Below are 18941 nucleotides of genomic sequence, written 5' to 3' on the forward strand. Positions count from 1 at the left end.
TTCCTTCTCAAGGCCATAGTCATAGCTAATGGCGTAACCAAAACGCGCAGGAGCTGATCATATGAAAGACCTCTCCATACCTGAAGCGAATGTAGGCAAGTTCCAAGACAAGCTTGTAACAGCCAAGGGGGACACACGTGCCTCTGTTTCGCTGACCAATCCGGAGAGCCTGTGGTTCAACACAGGAACGCTGTGTAATATTCAGTGTCACAACTGCTATATTTTCAGCTCGCCCCAAAATGATGCGCTGGTCTATCTCACCCGTGATGAGGTTGCGCAGTATCTCGACCAGATCGAAGAGCGCAAATGGCCGGTAAAAGAAATTGGCTTCACCGGTGGTGAGCCGTTCATGAACCCGCAGATGGTCGATATGGCGCGTGCTTGTCTTGAGCGCGGCTATGAGGTGCTGATCCTGACCAATGCGATGCGCCCAATGATGCGCAAAAAGGTGCAGGATGGTATTCTTGAGCTTGGTCGCGCGTTCGGCGACAAGCTGAATTTCCGCATTTCGCTCGATCATCACAGCGCTGAATTGCACAACCAGGTGCGCGGAAAACGCAGCTTTGAGCTCTCGATTGAGGGCATGAAGTGGCTGCATGAAAACGGGTTCAAAATGGCCGTTGCGGGCCGTGCCCTTTGGGAAGAAAGCGACACTGAGGCGCGCGCTGGCTTTGCGGCGCTGTTTGCGGAGCATGGTTTCAATATCGACCCAAACAACCCGGCCGAAACCGTGCTGTTTCCCGAAATGGATGTGAATGTGGAAGTGCCGGAAATCACCACGGACTGCTGGGGTATTTTGAACAAATCCCCCGATGCGATCATGTGTTCATCATCGCGTATGGTGGTCAAACGCAAAGGCGCAGAAACCCCAACCGTGCTTGCCTGTACGCTTTTGCCCTATGAAAGCGAATTTGAACTTGGCCGCACGCTGGAAGAGGCCGAGCAAGACGTCTATCTGAACCACCCCCATTGCGCCAAATTCTGCGTACTTGGCGGGGCGAGCTGTTCGGGCTGATTTTAATGCAGGCGAAACTCACCCACGACATTGCGCCATTCACCGGCTGAAATTTCACGACGATGAGAAAACCGGACCGAATGCAGAGGTCCATCGATTTCACGCTGCCAGAATTCAATGAATTTGAACAGCCGCGGGTGGTCCGGTGCCAGATCGTAATCTTGCCAGATGAACACGTTCAAAACATGGGCGTGATCGGGCATGTGATAGGTGAACTCTGCTGTGGTTAAACCGTAACCTGCAAGCATGCGTTCGGTCTCGCTGAGCGCCATGGGCTCCTCCCTTTTAGTATGCGGCTTATGCGCCGGGGGAGCCATGCTATCACAAAAAGTAAATTTGTCGAAATTCGTCAGCTATTTACCCTATCTGATACGCAATGATCACTCGGCTGTGATCCTGTTGCTTGCGCATGATATGCTGCGTCTGTTAAGGTAAAGACACAAAATATAGACCCATAAGAAAGAGCGGGCACAGCACGTGAGCGATACGCCGGAAACTCCTGAAAACATGGACGAAAACCTGCCGGAGCGCCCGGCATACGACGGGCCCACCGTCTCCATCGAGTCTGAGATGAGCAATTCTTATCTCGACTATGCGATGTCGGTGATCGTCAGCCGCGCCATTCCCGACCTACGCGATGGTCTGAAACCGGTGCATCGGCGCATTTTGTACGCCATGCATGAAACCGGCAACAGCCACGACAAATCCTACCGCAAATCAGCGCGACCCGTTGGTGATGTGATGGGTAAATACCACCCGCATGGTGACAGCGCGATTTATGATGCGCTTGTGCGGATGGCGCAGGATTTCTCTATGTCGCTGCCGCTTCTGGATGGTCAGGGTAACTTTGGCTCGATGGATGGCGATAACCCGGCTGCGATGCGTTACACCGAAGTGCGTATGGATAAGCCAGCGGCGTTTATGCTTGCGGATATCGATAAAGAGACGGTCGATTTTCAGGACAACTACGACGGCAAAGACCAAGAGCCTACCGTGCTCCCTGCCCGCTTCCCCAATATGCTGGTCAATGGGGCCGGCGGTATTGCGGTGGGCATGGCCACAAATATTCCGCCACACAATCTGGGCGAAGTGGTGGATGCGACCCTTGCCCTTATTGATGAGCCGGATCTGACATCCGAACAGCTGATTGAATACGTTCCCGGTCCTGATTTCCCCACTGGTGGTGTGATGCTTGGCCGCTCTGGCGCGCGCAAGGCCTACCTTGAGGGACGCGGCAGCGTCATCATCCGTGCCAAAACCCGCGTTGAGGAAATCCGCAAGGACCGCTACGCCATTATCGTGGATGAGATCCCCTATCAGGTCAACAAAGCCTCGATGATCGAAAAGATCGCCGAACAGGTGCGCGAAAAACGCATCGAAGGCGTCGCGCATGTTCAGGATGAATCTGACCGCAACGGTGTGCGGGTTGTTGTTGAACTGAAACGCGACGCAACACCTGAGGTAGTTCTGAACCAGCTTTATCGCTTCTCGCCGATGCAGACCTCTTTTGGCTGCAACATGCTGGCGCTGAATGGTGGTCGCCCGGAGCAGCTGACACTGCGACGCTTCCTGACATCTTTCATCGACTTCCGCGAAGATGTGGTGGCGCGCCGCACCGCGCACATGCTGCGCAAAGCCCGCGAACGCAGTCATATTCTGTGTGGTCTGGCTGTGGCTGTGTCCAATGTGGATGAAATTGTTGCCACCATCCGCTCTTCTGCGGATGCGGCTGAGGCGCGCGCGAAACTTATGACGCGCTGCTGGCCTGCGGCGGATATCGCAGACTACATTCAGCTGATCGATGATCCGACCCACAAGATGAATGATGATGGCACCTATAACTTGTCGGAAACACAGGCCCGTGCCATTCTTGAACTGCGTCTGCAGCGTCTCACCCAGATTGGTGTCAAAGAAGTCACCGATGAGCTGGAAGAGCTGGCGCTGAAGATCAAGGAATACCTTGAAATCCTGTCGTCGCGCGAACGCATCATGGGCATTATCGCTGATGAATTGCGCGAAGTGAAAGAGGGCTTTGCTGTTCCCCGTCGCACCGAGATCGTTGACTGGTCCGGCGACATGGAAGACGAAGATCTGATTGAGCGTGAGGATATGGTCGTGACCGTCACCTCGGGCGGCTATATCAAACGCACCCCGCTGGCAGATTTCCGTGCACAAAAACGTGGCGGCAAAGGCATCAGCGGTATGCAGACCAAAGAAGAGGATGTGGTCACCACTCTCTTTGTGGCCAATACCCACACGCAGCTTCTGTTCTTCACCACCGATGGCATGGTCTACAAACTGAAGACCTGGCGCCTGCCCCAATCGAGCCGCACCGGCAAAGGCAAGGCGATCGTCAATATTCTGCCGATCCCGCCAGGTGTTTCGATCGCGGCCATCATGCCGGTGGATCGCGACGAAAAAGAATGGGCCGATCTGCAGATCATGTTTGCCACCTCGGCAGGTACTGTGCGTCGCAACCGTCTGTCTGACTTCACCAATGTGATGCGCAACGGCAAAATCGCGATGAAGTTCGAAGATGAACACGCCGGAACCAAGCTGATCAATGCGCGCATCTGCTCTGAGGACGATGATGTGATGCTGGTCACCAACACCGGCCGCGCCATCCGCTTCTTGTCGACGGATGTGCGGGTGTTCAATTCGCGTAACTCGGTTGGTGTACGTGGCATCAAACTGGGTGACGGCGATGAGGTTGTGTCGATGTCGGTCATCCGTCACTTCAACGCCAGCTCGGATGAGCGCACCGCCTATCTCAAGATGCGCCGCGCAATGGCGGGTCTAAGCGATGAATCTGAAGGCAGCGTCAGCGACGAAGAGGTGAACGTCAACGCCACCATCAGCCAGGAACGTTATGCGGAAATGTCCGCGGTGGAAAATCTGATCCTGACAATCACCGCTGGTGGTCAGGGTAAGCTTTCCTCAAGCCATGATTACCCTGTTCGTGGCCGTGGCGGCATGGGGGTCACTGCCATCGATAAGGGCATGCGCGGCGGCCAGCTTGTTGCCTCCTTCCCGGTTGATATGGGCGATCAGATTATGCTGGCTACGTCTAAGGGGCAATCGATCCGGGTGCCGGTGGATGGCATTTCCTTCCGCTCCCGTTCCGCAGGTGGCGTGCGGGTGTTTAACACCGGCGCTGGCGAAGAGGTGGTTTCGGTCGCCTGGATTGCAGAGCAGAACGAAGATGAGGATGGCGCCGAGGGTACCTCTTCTGAGGAATAAACCTCAGGTGTCAGAAATTGAAAAAGCCGCCCGGAAACTGGGCGGCTTTTTTGTGGATACGTGTCAACACTGAAGCGGAACAGCTGTGCGCCCTTCGCTTGGCAGCAATCGATTGTCAGCCACTGGAGCTGCTGTGATACGGCAGCCCGTCACGGATTGAACCGCCGGAATGACCTCTTTGTTGATGGAGAGCAGATCAGCGATGCTGACAGGGCCGACATAGGTCAGATAGGCAATAGTTGGGGTTTGCGCCGGGTCATATTGCACCCTCAGATGGGTGTTTCGAACAGGGACATGCAGGTTTTTTGCCGTTGCTGAGCGTTGCTCAACGGGCTGGCCAATTGGGGCGGTGCTGTTGCAGGCCGTCAGGGACAGAATAGCGAGGCATAAGAAAATTGATTTCATGATGTAGGTCCTGAAAATGCATCAATACGAGATCAACAAAACATCTCAAAGCGGCATTCTTAGGGCTAAATAATCCTCAAAATTGCAAAACAAGCCGTCGCAAGCCCTACAATAGAACATTAAACGACTTCTGTTTTTCGAAGGTTTTACGCGGCTGATCCTTTAAAAAGGATTTGGTACCCAAGGTCGGACTCGAACCGACACGCCCGTTAAGGCGGGGGATTTTGAATCCCCTGCGTCTACCATTCCGCCACTTGGGCCGCGTGTGGGATGTCTTAGCCAAGTCTTTGACAAAGGACAAGAGCAGATCGTGATCTTATTTGCGATTATTTCCAATGCTGTAGTGTCGATCTGTCTCACGTTCTATGCGCCGGTATTGCAGGTCTACTCCACCGTCGGCTGAATCGGGATCAAAACGCAATTGCTTGGTCGTTGTGCTGGCGTCATTGGTGGCGATTTGCTACCTGATGGCGCAATTGGTTGAGTTTTTACGCTTTGAGGGTCGCACAATGACAGCAACGGTATCTCAGGACGCGATGTCCCAGGACGTGGCGATTTCAGATCGCCTGCACCGCCTGAGTATGGATGCGGGTGATGGTGATGTGTCGCTGAACTGGATCCTTGCGCAGCTGCATGAACGTGCGTTTGGATTGTTTCTGCTGATCCTGGCACTGCCCTGCTGTATTCCGTTTCTTTATGGGATCCCACAGATCGTGGCGCTGCCTTTGATGTTTGTATCGGTGCAGATCCTGCTGGGGCGGCGGGTTCCGTGGTTGCCCGGAAAACTCGGAGAGCGCAGCGTTTCTGCGGACAGTCTGAAAAATCTGTCCAACCGTGCAGGCCCTTGGCTGCGCCGTATCGAAAGCCTGAGCCGCCCGCGGTTGAGCCTGCTGACAAATCCGCCGCTTGATCGCGTGCTGGGCGCGGCTCTGGTGCTGTTCAGCGCGTCGATCCTGGTGCCGCTGCCGGGAACAAACACAGTGCCGGGCTTTGCGGTGGTGATTGTGGCAATGGGCCTGCTGCAACGTGATGGAATTTTGGTGATTGTTGGGGCGGTTATCGGCTCCAGCTGGATCGCATCTTTGATTTTTGCAGGTGCCACATTGGCCAGCCTGATCAAAGGCTGGATCGGTCTTTGACTTCTGACATGGGGCCTGCAAAGTTCCCAAACTGACAAAACAATGAGGATAACGTGAGCAGGATTTTGATTACGATCGCAGCATGCGGTTCTGCGGCGCTGTTGCTGGCGGCGCTTGGCTTTCAGCATCTTGGGGGCCTTGCGCCCTGTAAGCTTTGTTTCTGGCAACGCTATCCACACGCGGCCGCCATTGTGATTGGTGTCATTGCGGTGTTTGTACCGGTGTCTGCATTGATGTGGCTTGGCTGGCTTGCGGTTGTTGCAGCGGGTGGAGTTGGCGTGTTCCATGTGGGCGTTGAACAGGGCTGGTGGGAAGGACCAACCACCTGCACCTCTGCTCCGGTAACAAACCTTTCACCTGAACAGCTGATGGAGCAAATCATGAGCGCACCTTTGGTACGCTGCGATGAAATTGCCTGGGAGCTGTTCGGCATCTCGATGGCGGGCTGGAATGTGATCTTGTCCTTTACGCTTGCGCTGCTGTGGTTTGCAGCCGCGCGCCACAATCGATAACCATCTGTTGGGCGCGCAATGCGCGCTCAGCTGTCTTTCTTGGTCGCCAACAGCAGGTTGGTCTCGCTGCTGACAATGCCTTCAAACAGCCGGATCTTTGCCAGCGCACCGTCGAAGTCTTCTAACGTTTCGGTCCCCAGCTCCACAATCAGATCCCAGCGTCCATTGGTGGTGTGGATCGCGCGCACCTCTGACAGGCCCTGCAGCTGGCGCACAATCCGATTGGTGCCGCGCCCCTCAATTCCGATGAGCATAAGCCCCCGCACCGGATCACGCAGAACATCCTCTTTTAGCACCACGGTAAACCCCAGGATATCGCCGCGGGATTGAAGCCGCTCAATCCGGCTGCGCACTGTGGTGCGCGACAGGTTCAGCTGTGCCGCCAGATCCGACAGGGAGGACCGCGCATCATGGCGCAGCGCTGAAATCAGACGTTCGTCCACTTTGTCCATAACTGTATCCGTTTTGATTCTTCGGCATCCGTTATGATCAATTTGATGACTTTTCTCCACCCTTTTTGTTTGAATACTTTTGATAAGTCAGAAAATGAGGTCGGATTATATGACACAGAATTGCATTTTGCTGGGAGCGCCACTGGACAGCGGTAAGCGGCGCGAAGGCTGTCTGATGGGTCCAGATGCCTATCGCACCGCGGGGCTTGCAGATGCGCTGCGCGATCTGGGTCATAATGTGGAAGATCGCGGCAATGTCTCACCCGGTGACTATGCGCCTGAGGATCCAAAAGAACATCTTTATGCGCTTAACCAGACTGTTGCCTGGACCAAGGCGCTGAACCGTGCAGCCCAGGATGCCATGACGGATGGTCTGCCGATTTTCCTTGGCGGCGATCACGCGCTGGCCATGGGCACAGTCACGGGTGTTGCCGCACATGCGGCCAAAATCAACCGTCCGCAATTTGTGCTCTGGCTTGATGCCCATAGTGATTTTCACAACCTTGCATCAACCGGCAGCGGCAATCTGCATGGCACCCCCGCTGGCTATTTCGCCGGGCGCGAGGGCTTTGCCCCCTTCCCGCCCGTGCCCCATCCGGTGCCGCGCGAAAATATCTGCATGATGGGTCTGCGCTCGGTTGATCCGGCGGAACGCGAAGCGATGCAGGGCACCGGTATTCGTCTGCATGACATGCGCGATATTGATGAAAACGGGGTGGTGAAACCACTGCAGTCTTTCCTTGAGCAGGTCTCGGCGGCGAACGGCATGTTGCATGTGTCGCTTGATGTGGATTTTCTTGACCCCTCCGTTGCCCCCGCGGTTGGCACCACGGTGCCCGGCGGCGCAACCGTGCGCGAGGCCCATCTTGTGTGTGAAATCCTCCATGACAGCGGTTTGATGACCTCGATGGATCTGGTCGAACTCAATCCTTTCCTTGATGAGCGCGGACGCACTGCGCATCTGATGGTGGATCTCTGTGCCTCTGCCTTTGGTCGCCAAGTCTTTGATCGTCCAACGCGGAGCTTCCTGTGACCTCACAACAAGCTCCTGGCGCATTGGTGATGGTGCGCCCGCATCATTTCTGTTCGAATCCCGAAACCATTGGCGACAACGCGTTTCAAAGCCACAGCGAGCTGGAACAAGACGCCGTCTCTGCCCGCGCCCGCGCGGAATTTGATCAGGCCGTGGCCCAGCTGCGCGCAGCCGGCGTCATCGTGCATGTGTTTGATGACACGTCAAAAGCCACCCCCGACAGCGTGTTTCCCAACAATTGGTTTTCGACCCATGCCGGTGGCCATATTGCGCTTTATCCCATGTTTACTGCCAACCGGCGCAAGGAGCGACGCTGGGATATCATTGAGCAGCTGAAACGCGACTATCGGGTGCAGGATGTGATCGACTATTCCGGGTTGGAACAGGACGGTCTCAGCCTCGAAGGCACCGGCGCCATGGTGCTCGATCACATTGGCCGCATTGCTTATGTGGCGCGCTCAAATCGCGCGGATCCGGTGCTTTTGGAGCGGTTTTGCACCCATTTCAATTTTGAACCGATGGCCTTTGACGCCCGTGATGATCAGGGCACCGAGGTCTACCATACCAATGTGATGATGGGCATTGGCACCCATTTCGCGCTGATCTGCCTGTCGATGATCACCGATGGTGCCCGCCGTGCTGAGGTTGCTGCCCGCCTTGCCGAAAGCGGCCGTGATGTAATTGATCTTAGCCTTGATCAGATCCGCGCCTTTGCGGGCAATGCGCTGGAGCTTTCGACCGCTGATGGGCTGCGACTGGCGCTGTCTATGACCGCTGCGGCCGCACTCACTGATGATCAGATCACCCGAATTGAACAAACAGCGCCACTTCTGCCGCTGTCTGTTCCCACACTTGAAACTGCCGGCGGATCGGTGCGTTGCATGATGGCGGGTATCCACCTTAGCCCACGCGCATCCCGCTAAGACCACAGGAGATTTCCATGACCCAACCTTCTGATAAAGCCCTTGTTCCTTTTGTCAGTGTCGACAATATGATGCAGCTGATCCACCACATCGGGGTGGAAGAGGTGCTCAAAGGACTTGCCGGCTATATTGAGGATGATTTCAAACGCTGGGAACAGTTTGATAAAACCCCGCGGGTGGCGAGCCACTCGGACGTGGGTGTGATTGAACTGATGCCAACCTCCGACGGTGAGGCCTATGGCTTTAAATATGTGAACGGCCACCCGAAAAACACCTCTGAAGGCCTGCAAACTGTCACAGCCTTTGGTCTGCTGGCAGATGTCTACACCGGCTATCCCGTGCTTTTGACCGAAATGACAATCCTCACCGCGCTGCGTACGGCGGCAACATCGGCGATGGTGGCGAAATATCTCGCCCCAAAAGACGCAACCACCATGGCAATGATCGGCAATGGCGCGCAGTCCGAATTCCAGACCCTGGCGATGAAGGCAATCTGTGGGCTGAAATCCGTGCGCCTTTATGACACGGATTCCAAAGCCACTGAAAAATGCGCCAAAAACCTTGCGGGCCTTGGCCTTGAGGTGGTGCCTTGCGCAACTCCCGAAGACGCAATCCAAGGCGCGCAGATCCTCACCACCTGCACTGCTGACAAACAAAACGCCACCATTCTGACCGACAATATGGTTGGCGTGGGCGTGCACATCAATGCAATCGGCGGCGACTGTCCTGGCAAAACCGAATTGGCTGCTGCGATCCTCAACCGGTCTGATGTGTTTGTGGAATACCCGCCGCAAACCCGCATCGAAGGTGAGATCCAGCAGATGGATCCTGATTTTGCGGTGACAGAGTTCTGGCAGGTGGTCACCGGCCAGAAAGAAGGGCGTCGCGATCCGCGCCAGATTACCCTGTTTGACAGTGTTGGCTTTGCAATCGAGGATTTTTCTGCCCTGCGCTACATTCGCGATCACATCAAAGGCACGGATTTCTTTGATGATCTGGATATGCTGGCAGATCCCGATGATCCACGCGATCTCTTTGGCATGTTGGGGCGCGCCAAAGCCTGAGTTGCTGCTTTGGAGCCGTCCTCGCAGGTCCAATAGGGCAGAAGGTTCAGGAGTAGAGCGCAAGGAAAATTGACGAGGCTCCGCGACGCGGATACGTCCATTTTCCTTGAGCGAGGCTCCGCTTCTGCCAGATTGCGACCAAGAGGAGGGATCCGAAGTTGCTGCTTAGGTGAGCTCCGAGCGCTACCCTTCCCGCTTGTAAACTAGCTATATCAGCGCTTTCTCACGCGTCGAGTTCGGTGTCCCAATAGAGGAAATCCATCCAGCTTTCATGCAGATGGTTTGGCGGGAACTTGCGGCCCACATCGCGCAGCTCTTCTGAATTTGGCCTGCGCGGGGGTTTCAGCAGCGACATTCCGGTGCGATGCAACGGTTTTGAGCCTTTTTTCAGATTGCAGCTGGAACAGGCCGCCACCACATTTTCCCAGCTGGTGACACCTCCGGCCGCACGCGGTACCACGTGATCAAAGGTCAGATCACCCTTGGCACCGCAGTACTGACAGCGAAATTCATCGCGCAAAAATAAATTAAAGCGCGTGAAAGCCACGCGCTTTTGCAGTTTTACATAGTCTTTCAGTACAACAACCGAAGGTATTCGGATCTGGGTGCTTGGACTGCGCACATACTCATCATATTCGGCAACAATATCAACACGATCAAGCCAGGCCGCCTTGATCGCATCCTGCCAGGGCCACAGTGACAGCGGGTAATAAGACAGCGGTCGATAATCCGCGTTCAGCACCAGCGCCGGATGATGTTTCAACGCGCCGGGTTTTCGTACAAAATCAGTCCTGAAGTCTCCGTCCATGGGTAACGTCTTCCTCGCCCTGCAGCCTCATATGGCACCAGAGCGGGGAACCCGCCCCAGCTACTAAAACTATATATCGTGGTTGAGATGTGGCAAGCCCCTTCTGCCCACAATATGTCGCAGGATATAAGCGCCTTTGGTGACGGTGCCATGACAGTTATCCACAGGATGTGATAGGGACGCAGCTCTTGCATGCGGTGGCAGCTGCGCCTAAAGCCATCGGTCATGGCCCGTCTTATCCGCTTTAACAAACCCTTTGATGTCTTGCCCCAGTTCACCGATGGCTCTGATAGCCCACGGCCGACCTTAAGCAATTATATCGACTGCCCTGGTGTGTATCCTGCTGGGCGGCTTGATCGTGACAGCGAAGGTTTGATGCTGCTGACAGACAATGGTCGACTGCAGGCCTGGGTGTCCGATCCTAAACATAAAATGCCCAAAACCTATTGGGTGCAGGTCGAAGGCATTCCCGATGATGCGGCGCTTGAGGCGCTGCGCAAAGGGGTGACGCTGAAAGATGGGCTGACCCGCCCCGCCAAGGCGCGACGGATGGATGTGCCCAAAAACCTTTGGGCGCGCAATCCACCTATTCGTGAACGAAAATCCGTGCCCGATTGCTGGCTTGAGCTTACCATCAGCGAAGGTAAAAACCGTCAGGTTCGGCGGATGACAGCAGCAGTGGGCCATCCCACATTGCGGCTCATTCGCTATAGTATCGGCAATTGGACGCTGGATGATCTGGGACAGGGCAAATGGCAGGATCTGGCGGTGCCCCATGTGCCGGGCCCGCCAAAACCTTCAGCCAAACCACCCCGGCGCAAACAGAACACCCGGGTGAAAAAGCCGCGCAGTTCCCCGCGCGGCTGATAACTTACAGGCTCAGCACATCGCGCATAAACGCAAGCGCGACACCCAGCCCATCAGGATCAATCCCATGGGCGGTGCCCTTCATCACATGGGCATAGACATCTTTGAACTCCGCGCCCTGCAGGGCTTCGGCGGCCTCAGGCATGGATTGGATCGGCACCACATCATCCTGGTCGCCATGCACCAGCAGCACTGGCATGCGTGATACGGTTTCATCTTGCAAAAGATCCGGGCGCAGCAAACGACCAGAGAAGCCAACAACACCCGCAACCGCATCTTCGCGGCGTGGCGCCACATGCAGGCTCATCATGGTGCCCTGGCTGAAACCAAACAGCACCACCTGTTCGGGCAGCACATCTTCATCCACCATCAGCGCGTCCAAAAACGCGTTGAGGTCTTCCACCGCAGCCATCATGCCGCGCTCGGCCTCTTCCTCGGATGATCCATCAATCCACGGGATCGGGAACCATTGATAGCCCATCGGCGCACCGTCGCAGTCTTCTGGCGCATCGGGTGCAACAAACAATGTGTCCGGCAGATGCTCGGCCAGCGGATCAGCCAAGCCCAGAAGATCCGCACCATTGGCGCCATAGCCGTGCAAAAACACCACAATAGAGCGGGTATCCCCCGACAAAGGTGCCTTGCGGCCTGCGTTTAATACTCGAGTCATCGGATCCCTTCCCTGTCCTTTGCCACATGGTAATAGGCCCAGAGCACGCGCGCTGCAACCGAGCGCCACGGCGACCAGTCTTTTGCCATCTCACGCAGGGCGCGCTCTTTGGGGCGCGCGTCCAGATCAAACAGCATTCGCGCCGCTTCCTGCAGCGCCAGATCACCGGGCGCAAACACATCGGCACGCCCCAGCGAAAACATCGCGTAGATCTCAGCCGTCCAGATGCCAATGCCCGACACCTCTGTGAGGGTGTTGATCACCTCATCGGTGGGAGCGTCGCGCAGGGCTTTATAGTTGATGCGCGCCTCAGCAAGCGCGCGGGCATAGCGGATTTTCTGCCGGCTGAGCCCGGCTGCGCGCAGCTCGTCGTCAGTGGCCCAGATGATTTTGCGCGGCCCCGTCAGGCGCGCGTCTTTCAACCGTGTCCAGATCGCACCCGCTGCGGCAACGCTGACCTGCTGGCTAACAATCGCGCTAAGAAGTTCAGCAAATCCATCAGGTTTGCGTCTAAGCGGCAGATCCCCCGTCAAACTAAGCGCATGAGCAAAGCGCGGATCGTGATCGGCCAGCCAGCGCGCGCCCTCAGCCACACAATCGGGGCCGTGTATGATGCGCCCAGTTGCCACAGTTTCAATCAGCTCAGCCACGCGGCCTGCCCCTTCACATTCCAAAATTACCGATTATCAATTGTACCAACGGGTGCGATTCACTTGTTAATCCACCACAGCAAGAGTAGGCAAACCCTATGACAATGACCATGCCCGCATCCGATGATCGCACCGCCAAACGAAATGTGGCGATACTGGTAATTGCCCAGGCCGTTCTGGGCGCGCAGATGCCGATGATTTTTACCATCGGGGGTCTGGCTGGCCAGTCGCTTGCCTCAAATGCCTGTTTTGCCACCTTGCCGATTTCGCTGATTGTGGCGGGATCCATGCTGTCGGCGACGCCGCTTTCGGCGATCATGCAACGTTGGGGCCGGCGCGCCGGGTTTTTCATCGGGGCGTTTGCGGGCGCGCTTGGTGCGGCTATTGGGGCCTATGGTCTCTATCTTGGCTCGTTCCCGATCTTCCTGCTCGGCAGCCTGCTGACCGGCGTTTACATGAGCGCGCAGGGATTTTACCGCTTTGCCGCAGCTGATACCGCGAGTGATGAATTTCGCGCCAAGGCGATTTCTTATGTGATGGCGGGTGGTCTTTTGTCGGCGGTGATTGGCAAAACGCTGGTGGTGGAAACCTCGGACGCCTTTGTTGTGCCGTTCATGGGCACCTATATGTCGATCATTTTGCTTAATATCATTGGCTCAATGGTGTTTTTCTTCCTGCGTATTCCCGCGCCTGAACCGCTTGCAGCAGATGCGCCCAAGGGCCGGTCCCGTATGGAGCTTTTGCGTGACCCGGTGATTTCTACTGCGGTGATCTGCGCGGTTGTGTCTTATGCGCTGATGAATTTGGTGATGACCTCAACGCCCTTGGCGGTTGTTGGCTGCGGCTTTGAACAAGATGACGCCGCAAGCGTTGTCATGGCGCATGTTCTGGCGATGTTTGTGCCCTCGTTCTTCACCGGTCAGCTGATCAACCGTTTTGGCGTCGAACGCATTGTGGCGCTGGGATTGGTGATCCTTGCAGCCGCTGGTGTTGTAGCGCTCAACGGGGTTCAGCTGGAGAACTTTTACCTAGCGCTGATCCTATTGGGTATTGGCTGGAACTTTGGCTTTATTGGTGCAACCACCATGTTGGCCGGAGCGCATGAGGGCCACGAAAAGGGCCGCATGCAGGGGCTGAATGATCTGCTGGTGTTTGGTGGCGTCACATTGGCGTCATTGTCATCGGGTGGATTGATGAACTGTTCTGGCGGCAGCCCGGTTGAAGGCTGGACCGCGGTGAACCTGGCGATGGTGCCGTTTCTGGTGCTTGCAGGTGGCGCGCTGATCCGTCTGGCGATGAAGCCGCGCGCGATTTAAGCGCCGCGCTTCACCATCGCCCGGTGGTGGAGCGCCACAAAAGACCAAAACGTTTGCTAAACTCGCTCAGCACCAGCTCACCCTCAGCAACACGTTGAGGTTCGCGGTAGACCTGCTCCAAGATCCCTTGCGCCTGCCAGGCGGCCATCAGTGCGGGCCGTGCATCTGTGCTGATCTTGTTGCGCTTTTTGCGTGCCTGCGACAACCGATCCAGACCCCGCGCTGCCAGCGCCTGCACCCCGTCCAACGTTCCATCCAAAAGCGGCACACGGCGGGCTTTTTCCAGCGCAGGAATAGCGCGCATCCAATTGGAAAGCCCATGCGCATAGCCAATGGCGCGCACCGTGTCCTCATCGGCTGCGCCTAGGCTGCGCGCAGACAGCCACATCACAGAGCCCGCCGTTTTGTCCATATAGTGGTCAAATCCGGCTTCATCGGCAAAAGGATCGCGGTAAATATCCCAACGCCGCGCCTCGGCCATTGCATCAACCTCGGCCGCCAGTTCCGCAGATAGAATGCGCGCCAGCGGCGTTGCCACATAGTGACGTTTCGGCGCACGACCCTGGGCAATATCGTCGCCAATATCGCGCCACCATTGCACCCGCATTTCAGCGATCATGCTTTCCTGACTGGCCCAGGGCGCGCGCGACAGCTCACCGTAAAACGCATAAATCACAAAAAGCTTCAGCCGCGCCTCAATCGGCGCAGCCATGGCAGCCTGAAACCGTTCCGGATCCACGCGTTCCACAAATTCCGCGCAGGCCCGGATATCGTCGTCAAACTGCAGTTCTGTCAAAGCTTACTCCACCCCGCTGGAACGCATAAGCTTCCAGCGGATCGCATCCACCAGCGCCTCAAAGGACGCATCGATTATATTGGCGCTGACCCCAACAGTAGACCAGCGATACCCGGCGCCATCTTCGCTGTCGATGATAACGCGGGTAACAGCCTCGGTGCCGCCCTGGGTGATACGCACCTTAAAGTCGACCAGACGCATATCATCAAGCTGCGCTGAATAGCGCCCCAGATCCTTGCGCAGCGCCTGCGCCAGCGCATTCACCGGGCCGCGATCACTGCCGCTTTCATCCAGGCTTTCACTGACGGAAAGGCGCTTTTCACCGTCCACCAGAACAACAACAACAGCCTCAGACAGGCTTAGTTGCTCTTTGGTTCGTTCCACGGTGACCTTGTAGCGCTGCACATCAAAAAACGAGGGGCTGGAATCCAGTTCTTCGCGGGCAAGCAGTTCAAACGACGCCTGGGCAGTGTCATAAGAATAGCCATCTGCCTCGCGGCGTTTCACCCGTTCGAGAATGCGCACAAGCGCCGGATCCCCTTTGGCCACCTCAAGCCCTGCATCCGACAGACGCTTGCGCAGATTGGACTGGCCCGCCTGATTTGACATCGGAATAATGCGCGCATTGCCCACCACGGCGGGATCAATGTGTTCATAGGTGCTGGGATCTTTTAGGATCGCGCTGGCATGCAGCCCCGCCTTATGGGCAAAGGCCGACGCCCCCACAAAGGCCGCCTGTTTATTTGGCACCCGGTTGAGGATCTCATCCAGCATCCGGCTGATCCGGGTAATATCAATCAACCCATCCGCGCTGACGCCGGTTTCAAACTGCGACTTATAGGGTTCTTTCAGCGCAAGCGTAGGAATAAGCGTGGTCAGATTGGCATTGCCGCAGCGTTCGCCCAACCCGTTCAGCGTGCCCTGAACCTGGCGCACACCCGCCTCAACCGCTGCCAGCGAACAGGCTACGGCCTGCTCTGTATCATTATGGGTGTGAATGCCCAGATGATCCCCCGGCAGACCAGCTTTGATCACCGCGCGCACCACCCGTGCAACTTCCGAGGGCTGACTGCCCCCATTGGTATCACACAGCACAATCCAACGCGCCCCAGCCTCAAGCGCCGCACGGCAACAGGCCAGCGCATAATCAGCGTTGTCGCGGTAGCCATCAAAGAAATGCTCGGCATCAAACAGCGCCTCGCGCCCTTCGGCCACAATATGGGCAATGGACGCGCGGATGTTTTCGAGGTTGTCCTCAAGGCTGATCCCAAGCGCTTCACGCACGTGGTAGTCGTGGCTTTTTCCCACCAGACAGACCGCACTTGTGCCCGCGTTCAAAACGGCCGCCAAAACATCATCATTGGCGGCCGAGCGCCCCGCGCGTTTGGTCATGCCAAAGGCAGCCATGGTGGCGCGGGTTTTGGGGGCTTCGTCAAAAAAAGCGCTGTCGGTGGGGTTGGCACCGGGCCATCCCCCTTCGATGTAGTCAATACCTAGGTGATCAAGTGCCTGGGCAATTTGCTTTTTTTCGGCAGTGGAAAACTGCACCCCTTGTGTTTGCTGCCCATCCCGAAGGGTGGTGTCGTACAAAAACAGTCGTTCTTTTTGTGTCATCCCACACCTTCAAGCTTAGCCGCGTCAAACGCTGGGCCTGGCACCAGTTCCACTCCGGATTTTGACATCCGCACCTCAAGACCCGCCGCAATATAGGCCGCTTTAAGGCGATCAACCTCGGAGAAGTCCTTGCTCTCCATTGCGGCTTTTCGAGCATCGTCGATTTTCCGAGCGAATAAGCTGAGATCCCCAGTCCAAGTCAGGAAAGACGCACCTTCTGGACGTGACAAAAATTCGATGTCGGTATCAGGGTTAAGCAACCCCAGTAGAGACATTGAGCCAACAAGAAGCGTGCCGGATCTTTCGTCCTTAGACGAGAGTAGTTCATGAAGCCTCGAAATGGCTTTAGGTGTGTTAAGATCATCCGCCACAGCATCGAGGACTACCTGATCGACAGGGTACACGCTTGGGTCTGAAAATTGCTGACGTGCCGCTACGCTCATTTTAGGCGAAATAATAGAAGCGATATGCCTATAAAATTTCTGGAGCGATTTCCTAGCGTCCTGGGCCTTCTTCTCGGTCCAATCCATCGGCTTGCGGTAATGGGTCTGCAAAAACACAAACCGGATCACTTCGCCGGGAATGCCCTGATCCAGCAGGTCTTTCACAGTGAAGAAATTGCCCAGTGATTTGGACATTTTCTTGCCTTCCACCTGCAACATTTCATTGTGCAGCCAATAGCGGGCAAACTCCCCATCGGGATTGGCGCAGCAGCTTTGGGCGATTTCATTTTCATGATGCGGGAACATCAGATCATTGCCGCCACCGTGAATATCAAAGCTTGGCCCCAGCAGATCACGGCTCATGGCCGAGCATTCAATATGCCACCCCGGACGCCCATAGCCCCAGGGGCTGTCCCAACCGGGCTGATCACCGGTGGAGGGTTTCCACAGCACAAAATCCATCGGGTTTTTCTTATAGGGGGCCACTTCCACGCGGGCACCTGCGATCATATCATCAACCGAGCGGCCCGACAGTTTGCCATAGCCCTCTTTCCAGCTGTCCACCGCAAACAGCGCATGACCTTCGGCAGCATAGGCATGGCCGCGCGCAATAAGATCCTCGATCATGTCGATCATCTCTTGGATATAGGCGGTGGCGCGTGGCATGTGGTTGGGCTCCAGCGCGCCAAGTGCACCCATATCGTCCAGAAACCACTGGGTTGTTTCTGCGGTAATGTCGCCAATGGCGCGGCCGCTTTCGGCTGCACGCGCATTGATTTTATCATCCACGTCGGTGAAATTGCGCGCATAGGTCACGTGATCTGCCCCGTAGGTCAGACGCAACAGGCGATAAAGAACGTCAAACACCACCACCGGGCGGGCATTGCCCAGATGGGCGCGATCATAGACTGTGGGGCCACAGACATACATCCGCACGTTTTCAGCATCGATTGGGGTAAACACCTCTTTGCTGCGCGATTTGGTATTGTGCAGTTTGATTGTCGTCATGACAGCTCCTTGGGCACGCACTCTATCAGCGTATGCGCAAAACAATAGATTTCGCGCAGCGCGGGCTTAGCAATTTGTCAGGAAAAAGAAAACGACAGATACCGCCCGGCTGTGCAATTCAGCAGGTAATGCAAATACAACAGATGCGGATATTTGTTTTCATGGTGTTCAGATACCACGCTGTTTTGGCCACGCCAAGCCAAATCATAGCTGAGCTTAACGTCAAACCAGTCTCAAAACCGAAATGCCGCAGTCACTGACCATACGTGTGAGCTGTCTTTGCTATTGTCCGCCTGAGATTGCTGCACTTCGCCAAGCAGCTGCACATTCGGGTTCAGCGGCAGCGCAAGTCCAACCCCCACTTCGCGTTCGCGCAGCAGCGCGCTTTGCTGCGCTTCGCCAGACAGGGTGACAAACCCCTGCACCGCGCCAAAATCATAGCCCGCACGCAGCTGCAATGCGCCACTGCTAAACGAGGGGCGATCATCCGAATGCGCCTGTGCAAGATGCGTGCCCATATCCTGCGCCTGTATCTGCAAAGGATCATCCGCGCCCTGCCCCGAGGCCAGATTTACACGCTGCAAATGGCCGCCACCGGGCCAGCCTGCACCAAGATAAAACCCATTGGTGGATTCTTCTGCCTGGGGTGTGCCAGCCAGCACGGCGCAGACACAGGCAAAACCACAGGCATCAACCCAACGCCGCTTTGCTAAATGTCCAATTCCCATCATGGCCAGACCCAGATCGCAGAGAGCACAAGCCAGGGCTTGCACGAGGTACAGTTCGTATGAATTCACGGGGTTGCAGCGGAGGATGGCGGGCCATCCAGATACCCTTGGATTAAGTTTTGCAGAAATTGCTTAACCCAAAGTTTCCAAAATGGAGTTGGAGTTTACGTTAGTTTTCCGGTCACGCATATGTGATGCCAAAAAAATAAAGACCTCCTCTTAAAACAAGAGGAGGTCAGTTTCGTCCCTCAGACTCAG

19 protein-coding genes and 1 tRNA gene are annotated in these 18941 nt (G+C 56.0%); 9 read left to right on the plus strand and 11 right to left on the minus strand.

The annotated features are described in order from the left end of the window. Positions 1-61 precede the first annotated feature (61 nt). On the plus strand, positions 62-1015 hold the full coding sequence (locus tag GG681_RS02605) for a radical SAM protein (protein ID WP_153544762.1): 954 nt from the start codon (positions 62-64) through the stop codon (positions 1013-1015). 2 nt (positions 1016-1017) lie between these two features. Here GG681_RS02605 and GG681_RS02610 read toward each other — a convergent pair whose 3' ends face one another. Next, a complete protein-coding gene (locus GG681_RS02610) occupies positions 1018-1287 on the minus strand; it encodes an usg protein (RefSeq protein WP_153544764.1) in 270 nt (89 codons plus the stop codon). Between the two features lie 205 nt (positions 1288-1492). Between GG681_RS02610 and gyrA the strand changes: the two genes are divergently transcribed. Beyond that, a complete protein-coding gene (gene gyrA, locus GG681_RS02615; RefSeq protein ID WP_328593237.1) occupies positions 1493-4255 on the plus strand; it encodes a DNA gyrase subunit A in 2763 nt (920 codons plus the stop codon). A gap of 63 nt (positions 4256-4318) precedes the next feature. On the opposite strand, the gene GG681_RS02620 is transcribed toward gyrA, so the two are convergent. Continuing rightward, positions 4319-4660, minus strand: a complete 342-nt coding sequence (locus GG681_RS02620; protein WP_153544766.1) for a hypothetical protein — start codon at positions 4658-4660, stop codon at positions 4319-4321. Between the two features lie 174 nt (positions 4661-4834). Next, positions 4835-4920 (minus strand) — tRNA-Leu (locus tag GG681_RS02625). 249 nt (positions 4921-5169) lie between these two features. Between GG681_RS02625 and GG681_RS02630 the strand changes: the two genes are divergently transcribed. Then, the gene (locus GG681_RS02630; RefSeq protein WP_153544768.1) at positions 5170-5799 is read left to right on the plus strand and encodes an exopolysaccharide biosynthesis protein; all 630 of its coding nucleotides are present in this window, start codon (positions 5170-5172) and stop codon (positions 5797-5799) included. 53 nt (positions 5800-5852) lie between these two features. Continuing rightward, on the plus strand, positions 5853-6311 hold the full coding sequence (locus GG681_RS02635; RefSeq protein ID WP_328593238.1) for a disulfide bond formation protein B: 459 nt from the start codon (positions 5853-5855) through the stop codon (positions 6309-6311). Between the two features lie 26 nt (positions 6312-6337). On the opposite strand, the gene GG681_RS02640 is transcribed toward GG681_RS02635, so the two are convergent. Continuing rightward, positions 6338-6763, minus strand: coding sequence for an Lrp/AsnC family transcriptional regulator (locus GG681_RS02640; protein WP_153544770.1), 426 nt, complete (start codon positions 6761-6763; stop codon positions 6338-6340). A 109-nt stretch (positions 6764-6872) separates the two neighbouring features. Between GG681_RS02640 and rocF the strand changes: the two genes are divergently transcribed. The 3 genes from rocF to GG681_RS02655 are packed head-to-tail and all read left to right on the plus strand — an operon-like array spanning position 6873 to position 9783. Continuing rightward, on the plus strand, positions 6873-7796 hold the full coding sequence (rocF, locus tag GG681_RS02645) for an arginase (protein ID WP_153544772.1): 924 nt from the start codon (positions 6873-6875) through the stop codon (positions 7794-7796). Next, positions 7793-8719 (plus strand): citrulline utilization hydrolase CtlX, encoded by a 927-nt coding sequence (ctlX, locus tag GG681_RS02650; RefSeq protein ID WP_328593239.1) that lies wholly within the window; start codon positions 7793-7795, stop codon positions 8717-8719. Before rocF ends, ctlX begins: the two co-directional genes overlap by 4 nt. Before the next feature lie 17 nt (positions 8720-8736). Further along, the gene (locus GG681_RS02655) at positions 8737-9783 is read left to right on the plus strand and encodes an ornithine cyclodeaminase (protein ID WP_153544774.1); all 1047 of its coding nucleotides are present in this window, start codon (positions 8737-8739) and stop codon (positions 9781-9783) included. Positions 9784-10006: 223 nt separating this feature from the next. Here the strand turns inward: GG681_RS02655 and GG681_RS02660 are convergent, their stop codons facing one another. Further along, positions 10007-10591, minus strand: coding sequence for an HNH endonuclease (locus GG681_RS02660; RefSeq protein WP_153544776.1), 585 nt, complete (start codon positions 10589-10591; stop codon positions 10007-10009). 225 nt (positions 10592-10816) lie between these two features. Here GG681_RS02660 and GG681_RS02665 point away from each other — a divergent pair, with 225 nt between their 5' ends. Further along, positions 10817-11458 carry an rRNA large subunit pseudouridine synthase E gene (locus GG681_RS02665; protein ID WP_153544778.1) on the plus strand — a complete coding sequence of 214 codons (642 nt, stop codon included), beginning with the start codon at positions 10817-10819 and terminating at the stop codon, positions 11456-11458. A 4-nt stretch (positions 11459-11462) separates the two neighbouring features. Here the strand turns inward: GG681_RS02665 and GG681_RS02670 are convergent, their stop codons facing one another. Together GG681_RS02670 and GG681_RS02675 are read right to left on the minus strand one after the other, a co-directional pair. Further along, complete coding sequence (locus tag GG681_RS02670; RefSeq protein ID WP_153544780.1) at positions 11463-12128, minus strand: alpha/beta hydrolase; 666 nt, start codon at positions 12126-12128, stop codon at positions 11463-11465. Further along, a complete protein-coding gene (locus tag GG681_RS02675) occupies positions 12125-12757 on the minus strand; it encodes a DNA-3-methyladenine glycosylase family protein (RefSeq protein WP_328593249.1) in 633 nt (210 codons plus the stop codon). Before GG681_RS02675 ends, GG681_RS02670 begins: the two co-directional genes overlap by 4 nt. A 119-nt stretch (positions 12758-12876) precedes the next feature. Here GG681_RS02675 and GG681_RS02680 point away from each other — a divergent pair, with 119 nt between their 5' ends. Next, entirely contained in the window at positions 12877-14094 is a 1218-nt protein-coding gene (locus GG681_RS02680; protein WP_153544782.1) for an MFS transporter, read from the plus strand. Positions 14095-14104: 10 nt separating this feature from the next. Here the strand turns inward: GG681_RS02680 and GG681_RS02685 are convergent, their stop codons facing one another. The 4 genes from GG681_RS02685 to GG681_RS02700 form a co-directional block, all read right to left on the minus strand. Further along, positions 14105-14881 carry a squalene/phytoene synthase family protein gene (locus tag GG681_RS02685; RefSeq protein ID WP_153545176.1) on the minus strand — a complete coding sequence of 259 codons (777 nt, stop codon included), beginning with the start codon at positions 14879-14881 and terminating at the stop codon, positions 14105-14107. Positions 14882-14893: 12 nt separating this feature from the next. After that, a complete protein-coding gene (gene cimA / locus GG681_RS02690; RefSeq protein WP_153544784.1) occupies positions 14894-16504 on the minus strand; it encodes a citramalate synthase in 1611 nt (536 codons plus the stop codon). After that, on the minus strand, positions 16501-17955 hold the full coding sequence (gene cysS, locus GG681_RS02695; RefSeq protein ID WP_153544786.1) for a cysteine--tRNA ligase: 1455 nt from the start codon (positions 17953-17955) through the stop codon (positions 16501-16503). Before cysS ends, cimA begins: the two co-directional genes overlap by 4 nt. A 233-nt stretch (positions 17956-18188) precedes the next feature. Further along, positions 18189-18686: a hypothetical protein gene (locus tag GG681_RS02700; RefSeq protein WP_153544788.1), complete on the minus strand. Its 498-nt coding sequence runs from the start codon at positions 18684-18686 to the stop codon at positions 18189-18191. Positions 18687-18941 lie beyond the last annotated feature (255 nt).

The organism is Tritonibacter aquimaris, assembly GCF_009617595.1.
In the GTDB taxonomy this organism is placed as follows: Bacteria; Pseudomonadota; Alphaproteobacteria; order Rhodobacterales; family Rhodobacteraceae; genus Epibacterium; species Epibacterium aquimaris.

Bases quoted from the DNA above. Each gene is read 5' to 3' on its own strand.
- GG681_RS02670 (WP_153544780.1), bottom strand. From the start codon at position 12,128: ATGACTCGAGTATTAAACGCAGGCCGCAAGGCACCTTTGTCGGGGGAT.
- GG681_RS02620 (WP_153544766.1), bottom strand. From the start codon at position 4,660: ATGAAATCAATTTTCTTATGCCTCGCTATTCTGTCCCTGACGGCCTGC.
- GG681_RS02680 (WP_153544782.1), top strand. From the start codon at position 12,877: ATGACAATGACCATGCCCGCATCCGATGATCGCACCGCCAAACGAAAT.
- GG681_RS02660 (WP_153544776.1), bottom strand. From the start codon at position 10,591: ATGGACGGAGACTTCAGGACTGATTTTGTACGAAAACCCGGCGCGTTG.
- cysS (WP_153544786.1), bottom strand. From the start codon at position 17,955: ATGACGACAATCAAACTGCACAATACCAAATCGCGCAGCAAAGAGGTG.
- rocF (WP_153544772.1), top strand. From the start codon at position 6,873: ATGACACAGAATTGCATTTTGCTGGGAGCGCCACTGGACAGCGGTAAG.
- GG681_RS02665 (WP_153544778.1), top strand. From the start codon at position 10,817: ATGGCCCGTCTTATCCGCTTTAACAAACCCTTTGATGTCTTGCCCCAG.
- GG681_RS02700 (WP_153544788.1), bottom strand. From the start codon at position 18,686: ATGATGGGAATTGGACATTTAGCAAAGCGGCGTTGGGTTGATGCCTGT.
- cimA (WP_153544784.1), bottom strand. From the start codon at position 16,504: ATGACACAAAAAGAACGACTGTTTTTGTACGACACCACCCTTCGGGAT.
- GG681_RS02610 (WP_153544764.1), bottom strand. From the start codon at position 1,287: ATGGCGCTCAGCGAGACCGAACGCATGCTTGCAGGTTACGGTTTAACC.
- GG681_RS02630 (WP_153544768.1), top strand. From the start codon at position 5,170: ATGACAGCAACGGTATCTCAGGACGCGATGTCCCAGGACGTGGCGATT.
- GG681_RS02655 (WP_153544774.1), top strand. From the start codon at position 8,737: ATGACCCAACCTTCTGATAAAGCCCTTGTTCCTTTTGTCAGTGTCGAC.
- GG681_RS02605 (WP_153544762.1), top strand. From the start codon at position 62: ATGAAAGACCTCTCCATACCTGAAGCGAATGTAGGCAAGTTCCAAGAC.
- GG681_RS02640 (WP_153544770.1), bottom strand. From the start codon at position 6,763: ATGGACAAAGTGGACGAACGTCTGATTTCAGCGCTGCGCCATGATGCG.